A 20,144-nucleotide genomic window follows, 5' to 3' on the forward strand; every position below is an offset into this window, starting at 1 on the left:
CAAAAGTTGAGAGGATTATTCTTTATCCCACCATATGCGGGTTGTCATCAGGTTTGCGCCTTGTCTGTCTATCGCTTCCTGCAGGCTTGCTGCGTTCACGCTTTCTTCTGAAGGTGGATACAGGAGACGGCGGGGAATGGTACCACCAGTAATATTGCCGGAGATATTCACTGGCGTGAGTGCAGGATATCCCAAACGGCGCCAGTTGGCATGAATCTCCTGTTCATCGAGGAACATGGATACATAGTATTCATTGCCGATCATTTCCAGCTGTTGAGCTGTGGTACCAGTAAGAGTATGTGCTGCCTGGTAAGCTGTGATTTTACTTTCAGCAATCACCCCTGCAGTGCCAAATTCTGCCCAGTTGCGCATAGAAGCACCAATGGCGGCAGAGAAAGTAGTCGCTGCATCACCGGAATACCAGCCTCTTACAGCCGCTTCTGCCAGGTAAAGATTTACTTCTGCAGCACTCATCACAATGATAGGTGCAGTATATTGTAAGATTGTTGAAGGATTTGGTTCTGAATAATACACGAAGCTATCTGGTTTCAGCAGCAAGCCATTGGGCATACCGAATTGCAATGCGGTGCTGGTATCTGCCTTTCCATCCTTCCATACGATGGCGATTACATTCAGGCGCGGATCATTATTATCTTTCAGCAAATTGATAAATGTCCGGGCCAGTTTACCACCTTCTGTATTGCTCGTACCATCTGCCACCGCGTAGTCGTTGGAAAGCAGGGCTGCCGCTCTTGGATTCCTGTTCAGCGATGTACCATCTGTGTATTTCATGGTAGCAATATCTGCATCATCCGTAATAACACCACCTGCAATTGCCTTCTGTACCCAGGTCTGTGCAGATGTTGCATCGATTTTTGACATGCGCATACCCAAGCGCAGCATCAGGGAGTAAGCAAATTTTTTCCACTTGGTTACATCTCCTTCATAGATATAATCACCTGCACCAAAAGTTGTTTTGGAGGCATCGAGCGCCTGAGCAGCTTCATCCAGTTCATTCAGCATATCGGCATAGATGTCCTTTTGTGCATCGTAACTAGGTGTAAAGTTGTTAGTCGTATATCCCTGTGCAGCTTCAGAATAAGGAATGTCGCCATAGAGATCTGTTATGCGGTGCATAATGAATACGCGCCAGATGCGAGAGATGGACAATTCATTGACTTCTGATGAGTCCAGTGCATTGATAACGGTCGCTATTTCATTTACAGCTCCGGGAAATCCAGTCGTAAAGTAATCGTAGGGATAGGTACCTTGTTGAAAATAATATTTGTCTCCTATACCCGGTACGTCTTTGTATGTAGCAAATTGCTGCATAGATCCACCGCATGCCAGTGCATCTGTGGCAAACCAGCTGTTGTTCAGCGCGTCCAGCAGAGCTTTGCTGAACATATATTCCGGTACTGCGCTGCTAGAGGCATCCGGATTCACATTCATTTCTTCAAAGCCTTTGTCACATGACTGAATCAGTAATGTAGCTGCTATTGCTGTATATATAAGAAAGTTAAATCGCATTTTCATAATTCGAGTGTGTAACATGAACAATTAGAATTTAGCCATCAGGTTCAGACCAAAACTTCTGGTGCGTGGTATACCAAACGCTTCAAAGCCCTGGGCATTACTGTTCGTGTAGCTGGATTCCGGATCAAAGTTGTCCGTATTCTTGTACAGGATGAGCAGGTTACGTGCTACGAAAGACAGGGAAGCGCTCTGTACGATCTTCAGCTTTTGCACAGGTATCTGGTAGCTCAGTACTACCTGGCGCAGTTTTACGAAGCTACCGTCGTATATGAACTGATCTGTATAATTCTTGGTATTGTCGTAGTAAAGACGCAGATTAGATACCGGGATGGTGTTGGTATAAGCATTGCCATTCTGATCAACGCCACTCAGTTCCAATCCGTTTTCACGGCCTTTCAATGTCTTTTTGTGCAGACCAAAACGGGTAGCGTATACATTCATTACAGAGAATACCTTGTTGCCGAATTTACCGTCTACCAGTACATCCAGTGACAGGCGTTTATAATTGAAGGTATTGCTGAAACCCATCGTCAACGGAGGTACACCATTACCTAAATTTTTCAACGCACTCTTTTGCTCGTAGCCGGTAGCGCTATTGTAAATAGTTTCACCTTTCTCATTTTTCGCTGCGGAATACCCTTTGATCACACCATAGGGGCTACCTACGGAATTGTGTATAAATGCCCAGCTACCCACGCTGGTAGCCATCTGCAAGGTAGTGAGACCTGCTGCCAGTTGTTCTACTTTGCTCTGGTTATAAGCCACATTGTAGCTCACATTCCAGGTGAAGTTTTTAGATTTTACAGGTGTACCGGTTAACAGTACTTCAATACCCTTGTTGGATAATTTACCCACATTCAGCAGTGCATTATTATAGCCGGAAGTGGTAGAGATGGCCGTAGTTACGATGTCGTTCGTCGTATGCTTGTTGTAGTAAGTGATATCAAAACCTATACGGTTATTCAGGAGCTGTGCTTCAACACCTACTTCGTAAGTAGTAGACGTGAGTGGTTTCAGGTTCGAATTGGTGACCAGGTTTGCACCGTTTGACTGTGTGATTGTTTGTACAGGTTGGCCTTCATGTCCACCCTGTACCATACTATAACTCTGGTTCAGGATGTATGGATCAGGCGTTGCACCACCCACCTGCGCCCATGAGGCGCGTACTTTAGCAAAGCTGATAGCTTTAGGCAGCTGTACCGCATCAGAAAGAATGAAGCTGCTACCTACAGCAGGATAAAAGATGTGATTATTCTGAGGACTTAATGTAGAAAACCAGTCTTCACGGCCGCTGAAGTTCAGGAACAGGACAGATTTATAATCCAGGTCTACCGCACCGAAAATAGAGTTAGTCGCTACATTATTTCTTGTGGGCGTAGTTGTGACTGTACTCAGGTTGGTATAGCTGTAGAAGAATGGAATAATGAACTGTGTACCTGTAATAGCTGTTTGATTTGATTTGTATCTGCGTGAATTTCCACCTGCAAGTACGTTCAGCCCGATTGTACCGGCGAGTTTGGTATTGTAGTTCGCCGTCAGCATAGAGTTGGTTTCTGATACTGCATTTCTTATGCCGCTGTATTCACCTGCAGCACCTGTAGTATATACTGTACCGGTTGGAATGATACCTACATAGTCATAGTTAAAGAAATCGCGGCTGATATTTCCTTTTACATACAGGTTCTTGAGGATGTCGTATTTCACACTTGCCTGACCAATGAAACGGTTTTTGGTATCATTGTTTTTGAAGCGGTTCACTACGAAATAAGGGTTGGAAGCGTACGCAGTTTCATTCCATTGTATTTCACGACCATTTGCATCATAACCGGGATCCAGGGAGCGGATGTCCACAGTATTCGCGATCATATACACGCCCCAGTTGGGGTTGCCGGTAGCATCCCCGGAACTGGAGCGGTTTGTGGCATTCTCAACATTATATTGCGCTATTGCTTCGATGCTGATCTTTTTACCCAGGACAGCGTTCAGGTTCAGGTTCGCAATTTTCTTGTCGAACTTTGAATTGGGAACGATGCTTTTGCTGTTGGTATTGGAGAGCGAGAAGCGGAAGTTCAGTGCTTCATTACCACCGTTAAAAGCCACGGTGTTTGTATAGGTAGAACCTGTACGGTAGAAATTCTTGATATTGTTCTTTTGTGGAGAGTATGGATGTTCTTTACCATCGAATGCGATATAATTCTGACCATCCATCTTAGCCCCCCAGCTGCGACGGCCCCAGGTTACTGCCTGTGACTGTGAAGAAGGTTTTACACCACCATCACCCTGGCCATATTCATATTGCCAGTCAGTAAATACAACAGGTGTTTCTGCGGTGAAGGTAGAATTGTAATCTACCCCAACCCCCTTTCGGGCACGTCCTTTTTTGGTAGTGATGAGAATTACACCATTTGCTGCGCGGGAGCCATAGAGTGCAGCAGCAGTACCACCCTTCAATACGCTAATAGTTTCGATATCATCAGGGTTGATACCACCAATACCATCACCACGGTCTACGTTCTGACCACCACCACCGGTAGTAGGGCTTCCGCCTGGTGTAGTGTTATCGATTGGCATACCGTTTACAACATAGAGTGGTTGGTTATCCCCATTCAATGAGGTGTTACCACGAATGATCACACGGCTGGAACCGCCGGGGCCACTGGCCAGGCTAGTAGCGTTCACACCTGCAATTTTACCGGTAAGTGCATTGGCAACGTTCACCTCGCGGGCCTGTGTGAAGTCACTACCCTTTACTTCGGTCACTGCATATGCCAGTGCTTTTTTATCTTTTTTGATACCCAATGCAGTCACTACTACTTCGGAGAGTGCTTTGTTGGATTCAGCGAGTGTTACACTTACCAGGTCAGCAGCGCTGTTGACAGTGATCTCCTGTTTATCAAAACCAATGGATGACACTACCAATACTACAGGAAGTGTAGCATCTTTTAAATTAAGTTCGAAATCTCCTTTATCGTTGGCAACAGTTACGAGAGCGGAATTACCTTTTACAGAGATGGTAGCACCTGGTACCGGCGCACCATCGGGGCCGGTAATTTTCCCTTTCAGTTTATCAGCAAAAAGTGCGTTGTAGTTGAGAATAGTCGTATTTACGTCCCTTGTATAAATAGAATACTGTGTTTTGTTGACACGGCTATAGGCAAGCGCGAAATCAGACAGTAACAGTTTTAAGGCAGCTTCTGCCTCCATTGTTTCTGCTTTGTCTACGACATCAGCGGGCACCATTTTACCATCCAGCAGTCCTTCTCTGTATGCGAAACGGATATTTTGCAGCTTTTTCAGCCTTATCAGTGCATCCTTCAGTGACATTGTTCCTGCCTTGTGGTATGGGATATTGTCTGTCTGCCTCATGGAAGCATACATCGCGGGCGTCTGTGCGCTGACAGGTGCAGCAATACCTGGTAGCAGGGCACAGGAAAGCAGCCCCAAAATTAGATTTTGGTTTAAAATGTTCATTAGTTTTTTTTTACGTGTACTGTTTATACGCGCTTCCTCCGCGTACTCCCTTTTACTTTCCTGATGTGATGACCAGTTCCTTTTTGGATGGCTGATCGATTGTTACGTTTAGCGTAGTGGTAATTACGGTTAAGAGTTCTTCAACATTCGTTACGTTAATATCTCCTTCAATCTTTAACTTCCTGAGTGAGGCATCAGCTACTTTCACGGTATAGCCATAGTTATCCTGCAGTGTTTCTATGATCTCACCTAAAGTGGCGTCTGTAAACGTAAGCTGTATCTCGGTCCAGCGCTTTATCTTCTCGGGCTTATCTAACTTTCTTGTTACTAGTAATTTATTGTCTGCGTATTCCACATAGTCTCCAGGCAACATGACGAGCGAGCGATCCTTATTATAATCTACTTTGATCTTACCTGTGATCAATCCAACTTTGGTTTTACCATGACGGCTTCTGACATTGAACGATGTACCCAGTACTTCTATACTAATGCCATTGCTATGTACTATAAATTGCTGGCCGGGGCCTGTCCTGTTGATATGTTTTACATCAAAATAGGCTTCCCCATCAATCCATACTTCTCTTGGTTTAGTGTCACTCCATTCTTCATTGAATGATATAGCAGAAGATGCATTGAGTGTTACGGTACTATGGTCTGGCAATGTCACTGTTCTCATTTCTCCATAACCAGTTGCTATCTGCTCCATATGCGTCCGGAAGTAATGGTTCACCATCATATACCCCCCGGCAGTCACTACCAGGGCTACTGCTGCTGCACGCACCCAGTTGTTTAACCAACGCAGGCGGGCAGGGCGGGCACCCTGACGTTCTATAGTCGCAGTGATCCTTTCGAGTACACGGGCTTTGCTATCTTTATTGTCCCAGAACTCCTGTGACCGGTAGGAACGAATCACATTTACAGCAAACTCAAAGTTGGCTGCTGCTGCAGGATATTGTACAGGGAATTCGCTCCAGAATTGTGCTGCTACAGGGTCTTGTTCTTTGCCTGAAACCCATTTGATAAAAGCATCATCGTCCAAAAAATCCTGTAGTGAATACGCTAAATATTTATCATTGTTCATCACGCTATCCCCTGTTTATTGGTATTATACATGACATATTGAAAATTATCCCTCCAAAACCGGATTTTTTTTTGAAATATTTTTCAGCAGGAAGAAAAGGCCGCATAAAAGCAGCCAGGTTTGTTTGTTGGAGGCCTTTTGCAGGTTATCGAGGGCTTTATATAATAATTTATAGGTAGAACTCATATTGATGTCCATGATCGTGGAGATTTCTTCGTAGGACATGCCTTCATAAAATCGCAGGAAGATGATCTCCTGTTGTCTGGCAGGGAGGGTATTAACCAGGTCTATCACCTGCTTACGCAGTTCCTGCTCCTCCTGCCGGAAAGATGCATCAGGAATAAAGTTGACAGTAAAGCCAGTCCCTTCCCCATCCAGTTCCACGAATTTAGAAAGGGACTGGATCTTACGGAATAAGGTAGAACGGAATGCTTTGTACAGGTAATTTTTTACAGATACAGGTTGACCCAGTCGCTGGCGGGTAGTCCATATTCTCACAAAGAGATCGTGCACTACATCGTGGATGAGGTCTTCATCCCGCGTAAACTTACGGCCATAGTTGTTCAATAGTTCGTAAAACTCTCCATAAAGAGCGGTGAAGGCATCCCAGTCCCCCTGTTTAAACGCATTCCACCATAACACATGACTCTCCGATTGCATAGACAGTTGATTTTGGAAGACGCCTAATAATACAAAAAACTGGTCAAATCTTCACGATAATATTTCGCTTGTACATGATCCAAACGGGTATGAGCATGAGTAGTACCAATGTGATAGCTGCTGCCAGTGAGGCATTGAGCGGCGATAAGAATGGCATGAACAGGGAGGATGGTATACTGTGTATTCTTGGTACCAGTCCGGACAGTACATATGCCGTAATGGCGTTCCGGCCAAATGCTACAAATGGCGGTGTAATGCTTTTATATCCCTGTACATCTATGAGCCAATAGCAAAGCGCCAATCCCATACTAGCCAGCCCTGCTGTAAATAATACGAATGAACTGGTCCACAATTGTTTGTTGATCGGGAAAAAGCCATCCCATACCAGCCCTGCCAATACTGACAGGAAACCTGCTGTAAATAACCAGGCGACCTTATCTGCTTCAGGCTTATCTTTTCTTCTGACCCAATCACCCACCATAATCCCCAATAAACCAGTACCAATCGCAGGTAATGTGCTTAAGAGTCCTTCTGGGTCCCAGGTGCGGGATTGCTTCCAGAGATGATCAGGGGTGAGGATCAATCTGTCCAGCCAGGCACCTAAGTTAGTTTCCGGTTCCAGATTGGGATACCCCACACCCGGTACAGGCACAAGGGTCATAAGCAGGTAATAGCCTACCAACAGCCCGCCACAGACCCAGATCCTGGTTTTGCTGCTGGTTTTCAGATATAATAATGATATGATGAGGTAAACTACCGCAATCCTGGCCAATACACCCGGTATACGGACGTGTGCGAAGTCGAACTTAGGGATCAATCCAAAAGCCAGTCCAATGCCAAATATGATGGCCGCACGGCGAAATATGTGGAGGATGAGTGATTTATGTAGGGTAGGGTCTTCTCTCCTGCTGCTCAGGGCAAACGATACTGCTACGCCCACCATAAAGAGGAAGAACGGGAATACCAGGTCTGTAGGCGTGCAGCCATTCCATTTTGAGTGCTCCAGAGGGGCGTAGATGTGGGCCCAGTCACCGGGATTGTTTACGAGGATCATTCCGGCTACGGTAACGCCGCGAAAAAAGTCTAGGGAAAGTAAGCGCTGTTTCATTGAATGAAAAATATAAAAAAAAAGGGAATCATTATAATGATTCCCTTTCTCATTTATTCTTTCTGTGCTATTTGCATTTTGACGAGGGTCGCCCTGTCATAAAACACCAGCTTAGTTATTTTCAATGATTTTTCGTCTTCAAATTGAATATCCACCTGGTAATAATCCGGGAATTTATCCTTCGGCGCGTAATACCGGCACCTGAAAAACACCGTACTATCTGTCTTCATGGCCGTTACAGCAGGTATGGTCATTTCTGCCACATCCCGGATACTTTCTGCCGCACCTTTCATGTTCGACTTTAGGAGATTGTCGTATTTTACTTTGGTCTGGTCCAGTAATTTTGCCGCTTTATCGGGTTTTCCATCCTGGACATACTCCATAAAGTTTATAGCAACTTCCCGCTGGTCTAAATTCCCTATGTTCTGGGCTAAAGCGGGTTGCAATGCCAACAGGCATAGCACCATAACGAGTAAATAGTTGTTTTGCATACGAAGGGGGAATAAAATGATGGTTGAATTTGAATACGACTCTCTGGATTAGACAGCCCTTGCTCTGACAGGTTTAAATTTATCCGCACTTTTGTTATCCCTAATTTAACGAATTAACCCCATAAAATGAACGAGCGGGAAATACGAGCAACTCAGACAAAGGACCATGGCGATGCTACCAGAAGAAAAATTATATAAATAGGGGTATTTGTTCTATTCAGTTGTCTACCTTTAGACGCAAATGACCATTGGGTAATAGAATTTGTGAAAGAAAAATTATCAGATAGCCATACAATTGAGCAATACTTCTTCGAGTATTTCGAGGATCTGCATCGGTATGCCTATACCTTGCTGAAGGATAATGAGGAAGCGAGAGACGTGGTACAACAGGTATTCATGCACCTATGGGAGAAAAAGGAAACGTTATCTATTAAGCAGTCAGCACGGGCTTACCTCTATACCGCTACGCACAATCACTGCCTGAACAGGATTAAAAGCCTTCAAACCCGGCAGCGGCATTATAAAAGCTTTGCCACCGGGCAGGAACATGCTACCTGGAACAATGAAGAGCAGGTATCCGTCCGGGCCCTTAAAAAAGAAGTTTTGTCAGCTATGGAATCATTGCCGGATAAGTGCAGGGAAGTATTCTATAAAAGCAGATTTGAGGAGAAAACTTACCCAGAGATCGCGAAAGAGCTTGATATCTCCGTTAAAACAGTTGAAGCTCACATGGGTAAGGCCCTCTATACTTTACGTACAAAATTATCAGACAAAACGTATTTCTGGCTATTGATCTCGTTTCGTTTATTGACTGAAATTCAAAAATTCTTCCACTGATTATGGCAAATATTCAAATCACCGACGAGCTCCTGTCCAGGTACTTCGCTGGGGAAGCCCTCCCTGAGGAAGCAATGGCGATTGACGATTGGAAGAGGAGCCTTTCGGACAACGCCAGCCTTTTCCAGGCCAGCTGGGATGCGTGGCACATAACCGGTGAACATCCCTACTCACTTCCAGATTTACAGAAGGTATGGCAGCAAACGAAGCCCCGCACCAAAATACGTGTACTTCCATGGGTGGCAGTAGCCGCAACTTTGCTGACTGCGGTTTCATTGCTATGGTTACAACTACGTAAACCTGCTACCATGGAGATCGCTGCTACCCAACAAACAGTAACGCAAACACTACCGGATGGCTCTGTGGCAAAGGTAGCTCCAGGTGGCAATATCCACTATATCAACCGTACTATTCAATTGAAAGGGAGTGGTGAATTTGATGTGAAGTATGACCCCTCACATCCATTTATAGTGAAAGCAGGTCCTGTGCAGGTGACGGTATTGGGCACCACCTTTCATGTAGCAGAAAGTGATTCACTGATCATGGTAAAGGTAAGTTCAGGCAAAGTAAAAATGCAAAAGGACAATAAAGCTGTAGTGGTTACGGACGGTCAGATGGCATATTACAAGGCCGGGGCTTTAGTGCTTGAAAACTATCATTTTACTTTCGACAACAACACACTGGGCAGTATTACCGAAAGGCTGTCTATGGCATATAATAAAAAAATTGTGCTGCAAAATCCTGCCATGGCAGCGTTAAGACTATCCAGCATATTTGAAGACAAAACCCTTGACTATATGCTGGAAGTGATCACCTCTACGCTAAATCTAAAATACACTTATCGTAACGCTGATGAAATCCTTATTGAAGAAGAACAGTAAAATAGCAGCTTGTTCTGTTAGCATGGTATAAAGGTAAAAAGGGGATGTATAATAAGTAACAGGAAGTCCATGAGAATGGCATGTACGAAAATTCTCTCCATCTGGTACCCGAATAAAAGGGGGCTGTCTCGAAGTTTTGAGACGGGCCTTTTTATTCGGGTTCCTGATATAGTCAGGTAGGATTATTCTTAATAGCCTGTGTTTTGCTCATACAATCCTCCACTCGCAGAAATCTCCGCCGATGGTACAGGATAAAGCACATAAGCCGGCACTACTGTTTCTACATTCGTCACCGCATCAGCCGCAATCCATGCATTCATCGTAGTCACCGCCATACCTTCACGCACCAGGTCATTCCATCTCAGGCCTTCACCTAAGAATTCTTTTCTGCGCTCTTCCATCAATTGCTCAATTGTTACATTTGACAAGTCACTCAGCCCCGCTCTTTCTCTTACCTTATTCACAATTGCATCTACATCTGCCTGTGAGCCGGAAGCACCATGTAAGATACATTCCGCCTTCATCATCAACACATCTGTATAACGCAATACGATAAAGTTAATAGGCCAGTCTGTACCACTGGTTCCCTTGTAAGCCGTATTGATATACTTCCTGATAAACGGACCTGCTGAATAGGTCGTTGCGATATTGAAGGTTTTGCGTGTATCAGTATCGCCATAAGAAGTTTTGAGATTGCTGGTCACTGCAAAGTTGCTGGCCCCATATCCATTCCCGTAAGTATTGGACAACCCTAAACTGGTCCAGTAAGCAACCGGTACGAGGTAACTTGGGAAACCCGCGCCATTGGAGCTACTCATAAACTGTACATCAAAGATCACTTCTGCATTATTCTCGTTGGTATAAGAGAAGATATCGGAGTAGCTACTCAAAAATGAATAAGCACCACTATTGATGATTTCATTGAACAATGCCAGCGCCTTATCATATTCACCACTGTTTAAACCAGGTCCGTTGATACCATAGTCAGGACCTGAACGGGTGAGATATACCTGTCCCAGTAAACCTTTGGCAGCATAGGAGGTCGCTCTGCCCACATTTGAACTGGTATAGCTGGTAGGTAGATGCGCCCCTGCATAAGTCAGGTCAGCGATAATGGTATCGTATACCTGTGATACATCTGTTCTGGGTACAGTAGCCGCTTCTGAAGAAGTCATGGCTGTGGTGATCAAAGGTACTTTGCCAAATAACTTCACCAGTTCGAAGTAGTAGAATGCTCTCAGGTAATGGCACTCAGCAATCAGTCGTGCACGCAGCGTCGTATCTGTTACTACACTGCCTTTTGTTTCGAATGCAGCCAGTGTACTGTTTGCATTGTAGATGGCATTGTAATTATTCTGCCAAGCATTCGTGATGAATGTAACCGCTGTAATATCAGGTGACATATCATTGATTCCCTGCCAGTCACGGTTACCATCAGAGATAGCGTTTATATTATCACTACGCATCTCACCCAGCCACAGGGCCATAGATGGATAGTTCTTTAACCCTGAATACACACCATTCACTGCCTGCACAAAATCGTTCTGTGTTGAATAAAAATTAGTCGTTGTTGTACTGGATACCGGTGTCTGATCCAGCTGCTTAGAGCAGGAAGCGAATAGCAGACCCAATAGAAACATATATCCTGATCTCATTGTTTTACTTTTTAAATTAGAAGGTGACATTCAAACCAATAACCGCAGATTTGCTCAAAGGCACTGCGCCATAATCTCCTGGCAGTGAATAGCTGGTATTACCACTGGTATTGGTATTCTGTGCTTCAGGGTTTGCACCACCTTTGTATTTATCATGGCCAAACCAGTTCTGTAAAGAAGCGGTGATACGCGCACTGCTGATGGCACTTGTTCTGAGAATGTGTTTCAGGTTATATCCTAAAGTGATGTTCTGAATACGCCAGAAGTCAGTGCTGTAGATCCAGTCTGATGTTACGTTAGGTACGGTATAAGTAGATGCTGCTTTACCACGTGGTGCGCTGAAGTTTTGGTTATCATCTGTATACCGGTCTCTCCATACACCCAAAGTATTCGCTGTTGTACTACCTGAAAAATCGATTGCCCTACCCAGGTAAGAAAGGATTGAACCACCATGCTGACCATAGATCGTTACACCCAGATCAAAATCTTTGTACTTGAATGTATTGGTGAGTCCCCAAGTATATTTAGGATTTGGCTGGCCATATACCACCCTGTCAGCAGAAGTGATAGCACCATCGCCATTCGCATCATAATACTTCGCATCTCCTACTCTCTCTTTGGATACCCTTGCTACACTTGAATTATCGATATCCGCCTGTGTGAGCAGACCATTTACTTTCGTTACATAATAGCTGAACAGTGGTAAACCTTTTTTCAACAGGTATGGTGCATTACTACCACTGTAAGCAGAAGATATTTCAATTGGTTCACCATCAGCACCCAGTTCCAATACTTTGTTCTGGTTGAATGCGATGTTTGCATTGGTAGACCATTCAAAGTTTTTCAGCCGAACGTTCACACTGTTCATACCAATTTCAAGACCCTGGTTTTGCACGGCGCCAATGTTCTGCAGACTGGTTGTAAAGCCACTCGCACCTACTACAGGAAGGTTCAGCAGCAGATCCGTATTTTTCTTTCTGTATACATCCACGATCACATTCAAACGGCTGCGCAGGAAACTACCATCAATACCTGCGTTCCAGGTAGAAGAAGTTTCCCATTTCAGGTTAGGATTTGCCAGACCTGATACGACCTGTCCGGTAGCGGCTGTAGCGCTGTTACCGCCAAAGCTGTAAGTGGCACTGGTGAGCGTTGGAATAGAACCATAATCACCAATGTTGTTATTACCAGATTTACCCCAGCTTACACGCACTTTCAGGTCATTGATAAAGCTCACGCTTTTCAGGAAAGGCTCTTCAGACAAACGCCATCCGATGCTGGCAGAAGGGAATGTACCCCAACGGCTATCAGCACCAAAACGGGAAGAAGCATCTTTTCTCAAACTGGCTGTCACCAGGTATTTACCTGCGTAGTCATATTGTACCCTGCCAAACCATGAGTACAGCACGTTGTTGGTTTCGGTAGTAGAGCCGGTAGTCGTCACACCTGAACTATTGGGAATGGCATTGTTCAGTGTTTGTATAATATCGTTGGCAAAGCCACCTGCTGTGGCAATGGTAAAGGTTTCGTAGTGTACCTTATTGTATGATTCACCCAATACTGCAGAGATATTGTGTTTACCTGCGATGGTTTTGGAATAAGTCAGGGTATTTTCATTGATGAAGTTCTGTTTAAGGTAACCACCGTAGGAACCAGAAGCATTCTTACCCGGATTGGTTACCAGTTCTGTGGCAGCACCTACCACTACATCATCAGGAATATATCTTTTGGTAGTAAGATTCATCTGGTCCAGGTTGATGGTAGACTTCAGTACCAAACCGGGGATGATTTCATACTGGCCATACATAGATCCCAGCAGACGGGTTGTCTTTACAAGACTGGTCACTTCTTTCAGGTAAGCATATGGGCTGATCAGTTTTGCACTTGCCCAGGTGTAGGTAGAAAGGCCACTGGCGCCCGTCATATTACCAGCAGTAGATTCTACAACCGGTACCATTTGCAGGGCTTTCATTACCTGATTGTCCTTACCTTCTGCATCAGGTGCATGGTTTTCTGAATAGCTTGGCGCGAGGTTCAGCCCTACTTTTACATGCTTGCCTACGTTTGCTTCCACATTCGCTCTGGCACCGTAATTCTTGAAAGAAGAATTGATCACGGTACCATCCTGATCCAGGTAATTACCGGAGATAAAGTAATGCACATTGTCAGTACCACCACTGGCAGATACTTCGTAATTGCCAAAAGGCGCCGTTCTGAATATCTCATCCTGCCAGTCAATATATGTCAAACCGGGATGACCAGGTTCTGCCCAACGATCATCTGTCATATACGAAGTGTTCACGACACCACTTGCCAGACCTAAGATAGAAGCACGTTCTGCATTTGTCTGTGTCGCACTTCTGCCGGAGCCGGATGCTACCCAGTTGGTATTCGCTACTTCTGTCGCCATCTTCACCCACTCATCAGCACTCAGTACATCTGTCTTACGATTTATTTTACTTAAACCGGTTGTTGCATTGAAAGCGATCTTTGCTTTACCTGACTGCCCTCTTTTAGTGGTGATGATCACAACACCATTGGCTGCGCGGGAACCATAAATAGCACCGGCAGCAGCGTCTTTCAACACCTGTATACTTTCAATATCATTTGGATTCAGGTTATTGAGCGGACTGGCGGTAAAACCACCGGAGCCATTATTGCTTACTACATCCAGCGGGAACCCATCTACTACATAGAGTGGTTCAGTACCGGCAGTTACAGATCCGCTACCACGTACCGTGATGCTCAGACCCTGACCGGGCATACCAGTCTGTTGTTTTACCTGTACACCGGGCATTTGTCCGATCAGTGCCTGTTCTGCTCTACCCAAGGGTTTTTCGATCAGGTTGCCCACTGGCATGGTCGTCACTGCACCTAAGATGTTTCCTTTTTGCTGGGTACCATAACCTACTACCACTACTTCGCTCAATGCACTTTCTGAAGAAGCAAGTTTTACGGTAAGATGTTTCTGACCACCTACAGGTACTTCCTGTTTGCCATAGCCTACATAGGAGAATACCAGTACTGCATACTGGTCAGGTACATTGATAGAGAAAGTACCGTCCGTACCGGTAGAAACCCCTGTGCCGGTGCCTTTGAGCTGCACGCTTACACCTGGTAGTGGTTGTCCTTTTTCATCTGTCACTTTACCTGTAATAGGGATCGTTGCTGCAAAGGATAGTAAGCAGCTAAGCAGGATTAATACACAGCACATGAATGGCAATAGCAGAGCCATTCCGCGCCTTCCTTGTTTTTCCATTCTCGAAGTCGGTTTAATTAAGTAAAAAGCATGGTGACTGCTATAGTTGGCGATAGCAGCAGTTAAATTGTAAGAATAAAAGGGAGTACTACTATTGGTGGTAGCAGCGGGTACATAGTACTACAGTTGGTGGCAGTAGCGAATCGGGGCAAATATACAAAGTCTACTAAATTAGTAGGTAATTATTTTTATGTTTTTTTTAACGGGAGGTGGAGATAATCGAAATCCTCCAAATTAAAAAGCTTTTCCCTTCGGCAAAAGCTTTTTAGTTTGGAGGATTTTTATTTTAAAAGAAAGAATTATTTATTTCCTTTCATCATACACACCCAATTCTGCTATTGCAGGGGGCGCGCTACTTTCTTCAATTTTTATTCTGACTTTTCCACCTCTTACAGCATCAAATCTGTGTATTCTCACACGACCCTGTTGCACACCTGCTGGTAAGGGTTTCCATACACCACCATCGTTATATTCCAACTGGTACTTCTTAATATGGTCGCCATCTTCTACAATCGTCACCATATTAAAATCCTTCTCTCTGTCAAAATCCACTTCATACCAGGGTTGTTTCACCTCAGCATTTGACTGCCAGCTGGTACGGAAGTTATCATCATTTGCAAAGTCCATGATATTCATATCATCACTCCAGCTGGAATTACTGTACTGGAACTTCGCAAAGTTTTGTGCAGTAATGGGTGCTGCACCTTTTGGCAAAGCAGGTAACGGACCTGCCGGTTTCCACATCTTTCCCATCTGTGTCAATGCAGCAACTGCATTATCATCAATCAACCCTTCACGGTTAGGCGCTACATTCAGGATGAAGTTACACCATGCTTTATTCAATTGAACCAGGTTATCATTGACCAATTTTACAGGATCTTTCACGGGTGTAGTTGGGAAACTTTTTTTCCAGAACCAGTTCTGATTAATTGGCAAACAGGACAATGCAGGCAGTTGATTACTTTCTTTTGAGATGTGCTGACCGGCACCCTGCTCATAAGATTTGATATCTGTGTAGAACAGTGCATCTGTTGGATATTTCGCTGCATTCAGGTCCATGAGCAAACAGTTTGGTTGCAATGTCTTTACCAGATGGTAGATGTCATCAAACGGTACATCTTCGTAAGATATACGTGACCACGGTGCATCCCATCCATCTATAATCAGAGCTGTGATCTCTCCGTAATTGGTGAGTAACTCAGTGAGTTGCGCTTTGATCATTTCAATATCCTGACGCGTAATGCCGTGGGGACGCAATTTATGATGTGTATCTAAAATGGAATAGTACAACATCACTTTCAATCCTTTTGCTCTGAATGCGGTTACATATTCCTTTACGACGTCACGCTTCAGCGGACTATTCATAACATTGTAATCCGTTGTCTTTGTATCCCATATACAGAAACCACTATGGTGTTTTGTAGTCAGGCAACCATAAGACATATTCGCGGCTTTGGCAGTTGTAGCCCACTGGTTACAATCCAGTTTAGTCGGATTGAAAGCAGTAGCAGGCGTTTCAGGGTCAGGCCAGTCCTGATCCATGAAAGTAGGAATGTTGAAGTGGATGAACATACCGAACCGCAGATCAACAAATTGTTGCTGTAGTGTGGATAACGATTTTGATTGTGCGCTTAAAATGGCTGGTGACAAACACAGTACCCCTGCCAGTAAGCGGGAAAAGAATTGTTGCTTCATATGAGACCTATACGTGGTTAAGAAGACCAATATAATATAAGCATTGCGCACTGTACCTACCCTGATAAACTAATACCATGATTGGTGAAATTGCCATCAATCTCATCATTTTAACAAATTTACAGGTATAGTTCACCCCGCCAAAAAGGATTGTGGCAAGGTTTTGGAATATTACCAGTGTGCAGGTACCAAACTTGAGAGTCATTTAATTAAAATAAAATTTATATGAAACTAAGGATCATATTGTTGGCAGTATCGTTGCCTGTATTATTGTTTTCCTGTGTAGGTACAAAGAAGTACAAGGCTTCGGAGGCCCGCTATGTTTCTCTGAGTGAGAAATATACTGCACTGCAGGGACAATTACAGGATTGCCAGCGTAGTCTTCGTGATTCCACTGCTGCTTTTGAACATCGCAGGAATATCACAGACGAACGTACAGAAGGGCTGAAAAAGAACAACAACGAACTGCTTGATCAGCTGAAAAACCTGTCTGTGATCAGTAATTCACAGGCTGAAAGCATCAAGAAATCATTGGATAATATTGGCGCAAAAGATGCCTACATCCAGGACCTGCAGTCAGCGATTGCTAAGAAGGACTCCCTCAACATGGCATTGGTTATGAACCTGAAAGGGGCTATCGGCGATCTGAATGACCAGGACATCAACATTAAAGTTGATAAGGGTGTGGTTTACATAGACATCTCTGACAAACTGCTGTTTGAAAGTGGTAGCTATGACATCACTGCACGTGCAAAAGAAGTATTGGGTAAAGTGGCCAAAGTGCTGAATAATCAGCCAAACATCGAGTTCCTCGTAGAAGGTCATACTGATACCAACCCATACAAGAAAGGCGTATTGCTGGACAACTGGGATCTGAGTGTGAAGAGAGCGACTGCTGTAACCCGTGTTTTACAAAACGATTACGCAATCAATCCAGCACGTATCACTGCTGCCGGACGTAGTGAATATGTTCCAGTAGCTAATAATGATACACCGGAAGGACGAGCTGCCAACCGTAGAACAAGGATTGTGATCCTGCCGCAACTGGATCAGTTCTTCAAGTTGTTAGAAAAGAAGCAATAAATTGATGGCTGAGGATCACGAAAGTGGTCCTCAGTTTTTCTACTCCAATAACATTGATCGCCTGAAATCTAATCGCATTAAAAATCCCTATTACTTGAAAAAGTATCCTTATATTACTATACCACTTACATGTAATTTTTCACCCCCCGTTATACATCCTGCAAAAAACACTTTACCTTACACTACGGTGGGCAATAACCATTACCTGTTACAAAATGTTTTGCTAAAAAATAGTTTAGCTATTATTAACGTTATAAGATGTAATGTTTATTTTTAGTACAAAAGAATTATCCCTTTGGCGAGTGTTCTGGTATGTGTTGTTTGTGTACATGCTTTCAGCGTGTATTGCCTGTAACCCCGGTCAACAGGACAATGTTGATCACCCTAAATTTTTCGAAGCTGTCATCCGCCATGCCGACAGCTTGGGTACAGATCCGGACAGGGAAAAAGAATTGCGCTACCTGGATTCTGTATACGCACGTTTTCAACATGCGGGTCCGGGCGATTTATACCGTAAATACCTGTTCAAAAGAGGCTACTATTACGACAAAGACTACTCAAAAAGCCTGATCTATTGCGACAGTATGCTGTACGTAATGAAAGATCTCAAGGACAATAAAAAGTATACAAAGTCATATGTCAACGCACTTTTGAATAAAGGGGATGTGCTGGTAGCACAAAAACGGCTGACCGAAGCTTTCGAATACTATTACAAGGCAAAACAAATAGGTGAAACCACTCATGACACTGCTTTCCTGGCTGACTATTACAATCAGCTAGGCATGATCTGCTACAGGCAGGAGAAATATTCAGAAGCTGCTAAGTATTTCAAAACCGCCACACACCTTCGCCTCATTTGTGGTGAGCAGGATTTCCCAGCCTTTTCCTTTATCCAGGAGAATATCGACAATACCGCGCTTTCCTTTGACCGTGCCGGCAACTATGACAGTGCCAGTCTATATTTCCAGAAAGCCCTCAGTTATATCAGTGAAAACGAAGGCAGGTTCAGTATTGGCGCCAATGAGAAGCGCTATATCGCGACGGCAAAAGGTATTATATACGGTAACCAGTCTTTCATGTACCTAAAGAAAGGAGACACCGCCAGTGTTGAACCCCTGCTTCTTGAAAGCATCTGCATCAACAATCAGCCTGGTTATGCCAATGACGACGCTTACTACACACTGCTTCGCCTCGCGAATCTCTACATCAATACTAACCGGATGCCGGAGGCATATAAGGTGTTGAGTAAGATAAAATCGGCAATGGATACTATCGCACTACCTGACAGAGAACTGCGCCTCAGGTGGCTCAAAGCGGAAGAAACCTGGTTTGCAAAAACTAATCAACCTGACAAGGCATACGCTTTCCTGAAAGAATATACCTACATCAAAGACTCGCTGGATAACCGTAACCGGAAAATTCACGAAGCAGACATCAGCAGAGAGTTTGACAACGTAGCCCGTCAGCAGGAAATTATTTCACTCAAAAATGACGACCGGCTTAAGACCATCCTGTTAGTCATCACCACACTCTTCCTCGCATCAGTGATTGCCATCGCCTTCCTGATCTGGAAAATGTGGCTTCGATCCAAGCAAAATCTGCAACTAGTGGGTATTCAGAATGCCAGACTTACCACTGCCCTGCGTAACCTGGAAAGCAGGGATCAGGAAAATGCCGCACTGCTCAAAGTCATTATTCATGACCTGAAAAACCCTGTGGGCAATATCGGCGCTATCGCCGGCCTGCTATTGGATGGCGAGGAGTTCGATCCGGCACAGCGCAAAGCCATGTATCAGATGATCGCCCAAGCAGGCAACCAGGCATTTGAAATCATCAATCAACTACTCGAAAATAAAAACAAAGGACAACTGGCTGATCTGAGATCAGAACTGACAGACCTCCCCGTCGTCCTGATGGAATGTATCGATCTGCTACAGTTCAAAGCACAGCAGAAAAGACAACGCATCAGGGTAGGCCGCGTGCCCGCAGGCATGGCCTATCTTGACAGGGATAAGATCTGGCAGCTCTTCACCAACCTGATCGACAATGCCATCAAGTTCAGTAATGAAAGATCCGTGATCAGTATCAGTGCTACCCGGACAGACAATACCTTTACCATTATGATCAAGGATAAAGGCATTGGTATTCCGCCGGAATTAAAGGAAAAGATCTTTGAGATGCACACTTCTGCGGGAAGACCGGGTACAGCCGGTGAACAGTCCTTTGGACTGGGGTTATCCATCTCCAGAAAAATTGCAGAAATGCACAATGGCCGCCTGTGGTTTGAGAGTATACCAGGTAAGGAAACAACCTTTTATGTAGAGCTCCCCTGTGAGCCTAGTAAGCAACCTGCTGTCAAAGGTGCGCGTCTGAACGTATAATGTTGG

13 protein-coding genes are annotated in these 20,144 nt (G+C 44.4%); 4 read left to right on the forward strand and 9 right to left on the reverse strand.

Annotated elements, in window-relative coordinates; genetic code table 11:
- Nucleotides 1-15: 15 nt before the first annotated feature.
- Genes BW716_RS02000 through BW716_RS02025 form a run of 6 tightly spaced genes read right to left on the reverse strand, consistent with a single transcriptional unit; the run spans nt 16 to nt 8,347 of the window.
- Complete coding sequence (locus BW716_RS02000; RefSeq protein WP_083720432.1) at nt 16-1,536, reverse strand: SusD/RagB family nutrient-binding outer membrane lipoprotein; 1,521 nt, start codon at nt 1,534-1,536, stop codon at nt 16-18.
- A gap of 24 nt (nt 1,537-1,560) precedes the next feature.
- Nucleotides 1,561-5,007 (reverse strand): SusC/RagA family TonB-linked outer membrane protein, encoded by a 3,447-nt coding sequence (locus BW716_RS02005; RefSeq protein WP_083720433.1) that lies wholly within the window; start codon nt 5,005-5,007, stop codon nt 1,561-1,563.
- Between the two features lie 52 nt (nt 5,008-5,059).
- Nucleotides 5,060-6,088 carry a FecR family protein gene (locus BW716_RS02010; protein ID WP_083720434.1) on the reverse strand — a complete coding sequence of 343 codons (1,029 nt, stop codon included), beginning with the start codon at nt 6,086-6,088 and terminating at the stop codon, nt 5,060-5,062.
- 45 nt (nt 6,089-6,133) lie between these two features.
- Nucleotides 6,134-6,748, reverse strand: coding sequence for an RNA polymerase sigma factor (locus BW716_RS02015; protein WP_083720435.1), 615 nt, complete (start codon nt 6,746-6,748; stop codon nt 6,134-6,136).
- A 43-nt stretch (nt 6,749-6,791) separates the two neighbouring features.
- Entirely contained in the window at nt 6,792-7,856 is a 1,065-nt protein-coding gene (locus tag BW716_RS02020) for an acyltransferase family protein (RefSeq protein WP_083720436.1), read from the reverse strand.
- A 53-nt stretch (nt 7,857-7,909) separates the two neighbouring features.
- Nucleotides 7,910-8,347 (reverse strand): hypothetical protein, encoded by a 438-nt coding sequence (locus BW716_RS02025; RefSeq protein WP_083720437.1) that lies wholly within the window; start codon nt 8,345-8,347, stop codon nt 7,910-7,912.
- Nucleotides 8,348-8,611: 264 nt separating this feature from the next.
- Here BW716_RS02025 and BW716_RS02030 point away from each other — a divergent pair, with 264 nt between their 5' ends.
- Together BW716_RS02030 and BW716_RS02035 are read left to right on the forward strand one after the other, a co-directional pair.
- The gene (locus tag BW716_RS02030) at nt 8,612-9,184 is read left to right on the forward strand and encodes an RNA polymerase sigma-70 factor (RefSeq protein ID WP_179090967.1); all 573 of its coding nucleotides are present in this window, start codon (nt 8,612-8,614) and stop codon (nt 9,182-9,184) included.
- 2 nt (nt 9,185-9,186) lie between these two features.
- The gene (locus BW716_RS02035; RefSeq protein ID WP_083720439.1) at nt 9,187-10,065 is read left to right on the forward strand and encodes a FecR family protein; all 879 of its coding nucleotides are present in this window, start codon (nt 9,187-9,189) and stop codon (nt 10,063-10,065) included.
- Nucleotides 10,066-10,253: 188 nt separating this feature from the next.
- On the opposite strand, the gene BW716_RS02040 is transcribed toward BW716_RS02035, so the two are convergent.
- The 3 genes from BW716_RS02040 to BW716_RS02050 all read right to left on the reverse strand — a co-directional run bounded on the left by BW716_RS02040 (nt 10,254) and on the right by BW716_RS02050 (nt 16,674).
- Nucleotides 10,254-11,720 (reverse strand): RagB/SusD family nutrient uptake outer membrane protein, encoded by a 1,467-nt coding sequence (locus BW716_RS02040; RefSeq protein ID WP_083720802.1) that lies wholly within the window; start codon nt 11,718-11,720, stop codon nt 10,254-10,256.
- Between the two features lie 16 nt (nt 11,721-11,736).
- A complete protein-coding gene (locus BW716_RS02045) occupies nt 11,737-14,955 on the reverse strand; it encodes a TonB-dependent receptor (RefSeq protein WP_143708692.1) in 3,219 nt (1,072 codons plus the stop codon).
- 327 nt (nt 14,956-15,282) lie between these two features.
- Entirely contained in the window at nt 15,283-16,674 is a 1,392-nt protein-coding gene (locus BW716_RS02050; protein ID WP_083720441.1) for an alpha-L-fucosidase, read from the reverse strand.
- Nucleotides 16,675-16,899: 225 nt separating this feature from the next.
- Between BW716_RS02050 and BW716_RS02055 the strand changes: the two genes are divergently transcribed.
- Nucleotides 16,900-17,757 carry an OmpA family protein gene (locus BW716_RS02055; RefSeq protein ID WP_083720443.1) on the forward strand — a complete coding sequence of 286 codons (858 nt, stop codon included), beginning with the start codon at nt 16,900-16,902 and terminating at the stop codon, nt 17,755-17,757.
- A gap of 302 nt (nt 17,758-18,059) precedes the next feature.
- Nucleotides 18,060-20,138 (forward strand): tetratricopeptide repeat-containing sensor histidine kinase, encoded by a 2,079-nt coding sequence (locus BW716_RS02060; RefSeq protein WP_220388701.1) that lies wholly within the window; start codon nt 18,060-18,062, stop codon nt 20,136-20,138.
- The last annotated feature ends 6 nt before the right edge of the window (nt 20,139-20,144 follow it).

This window comes from [Flexibacter] sp. ATCC 35208 (assembly GCF_001975825.1).
In the GTDB taxonomy this organism is placed as follows: Bacteria; Bacteroidota; Bacteroidia; order Chitinophagales; family Chitinophagaceae; genus Chitinophaga.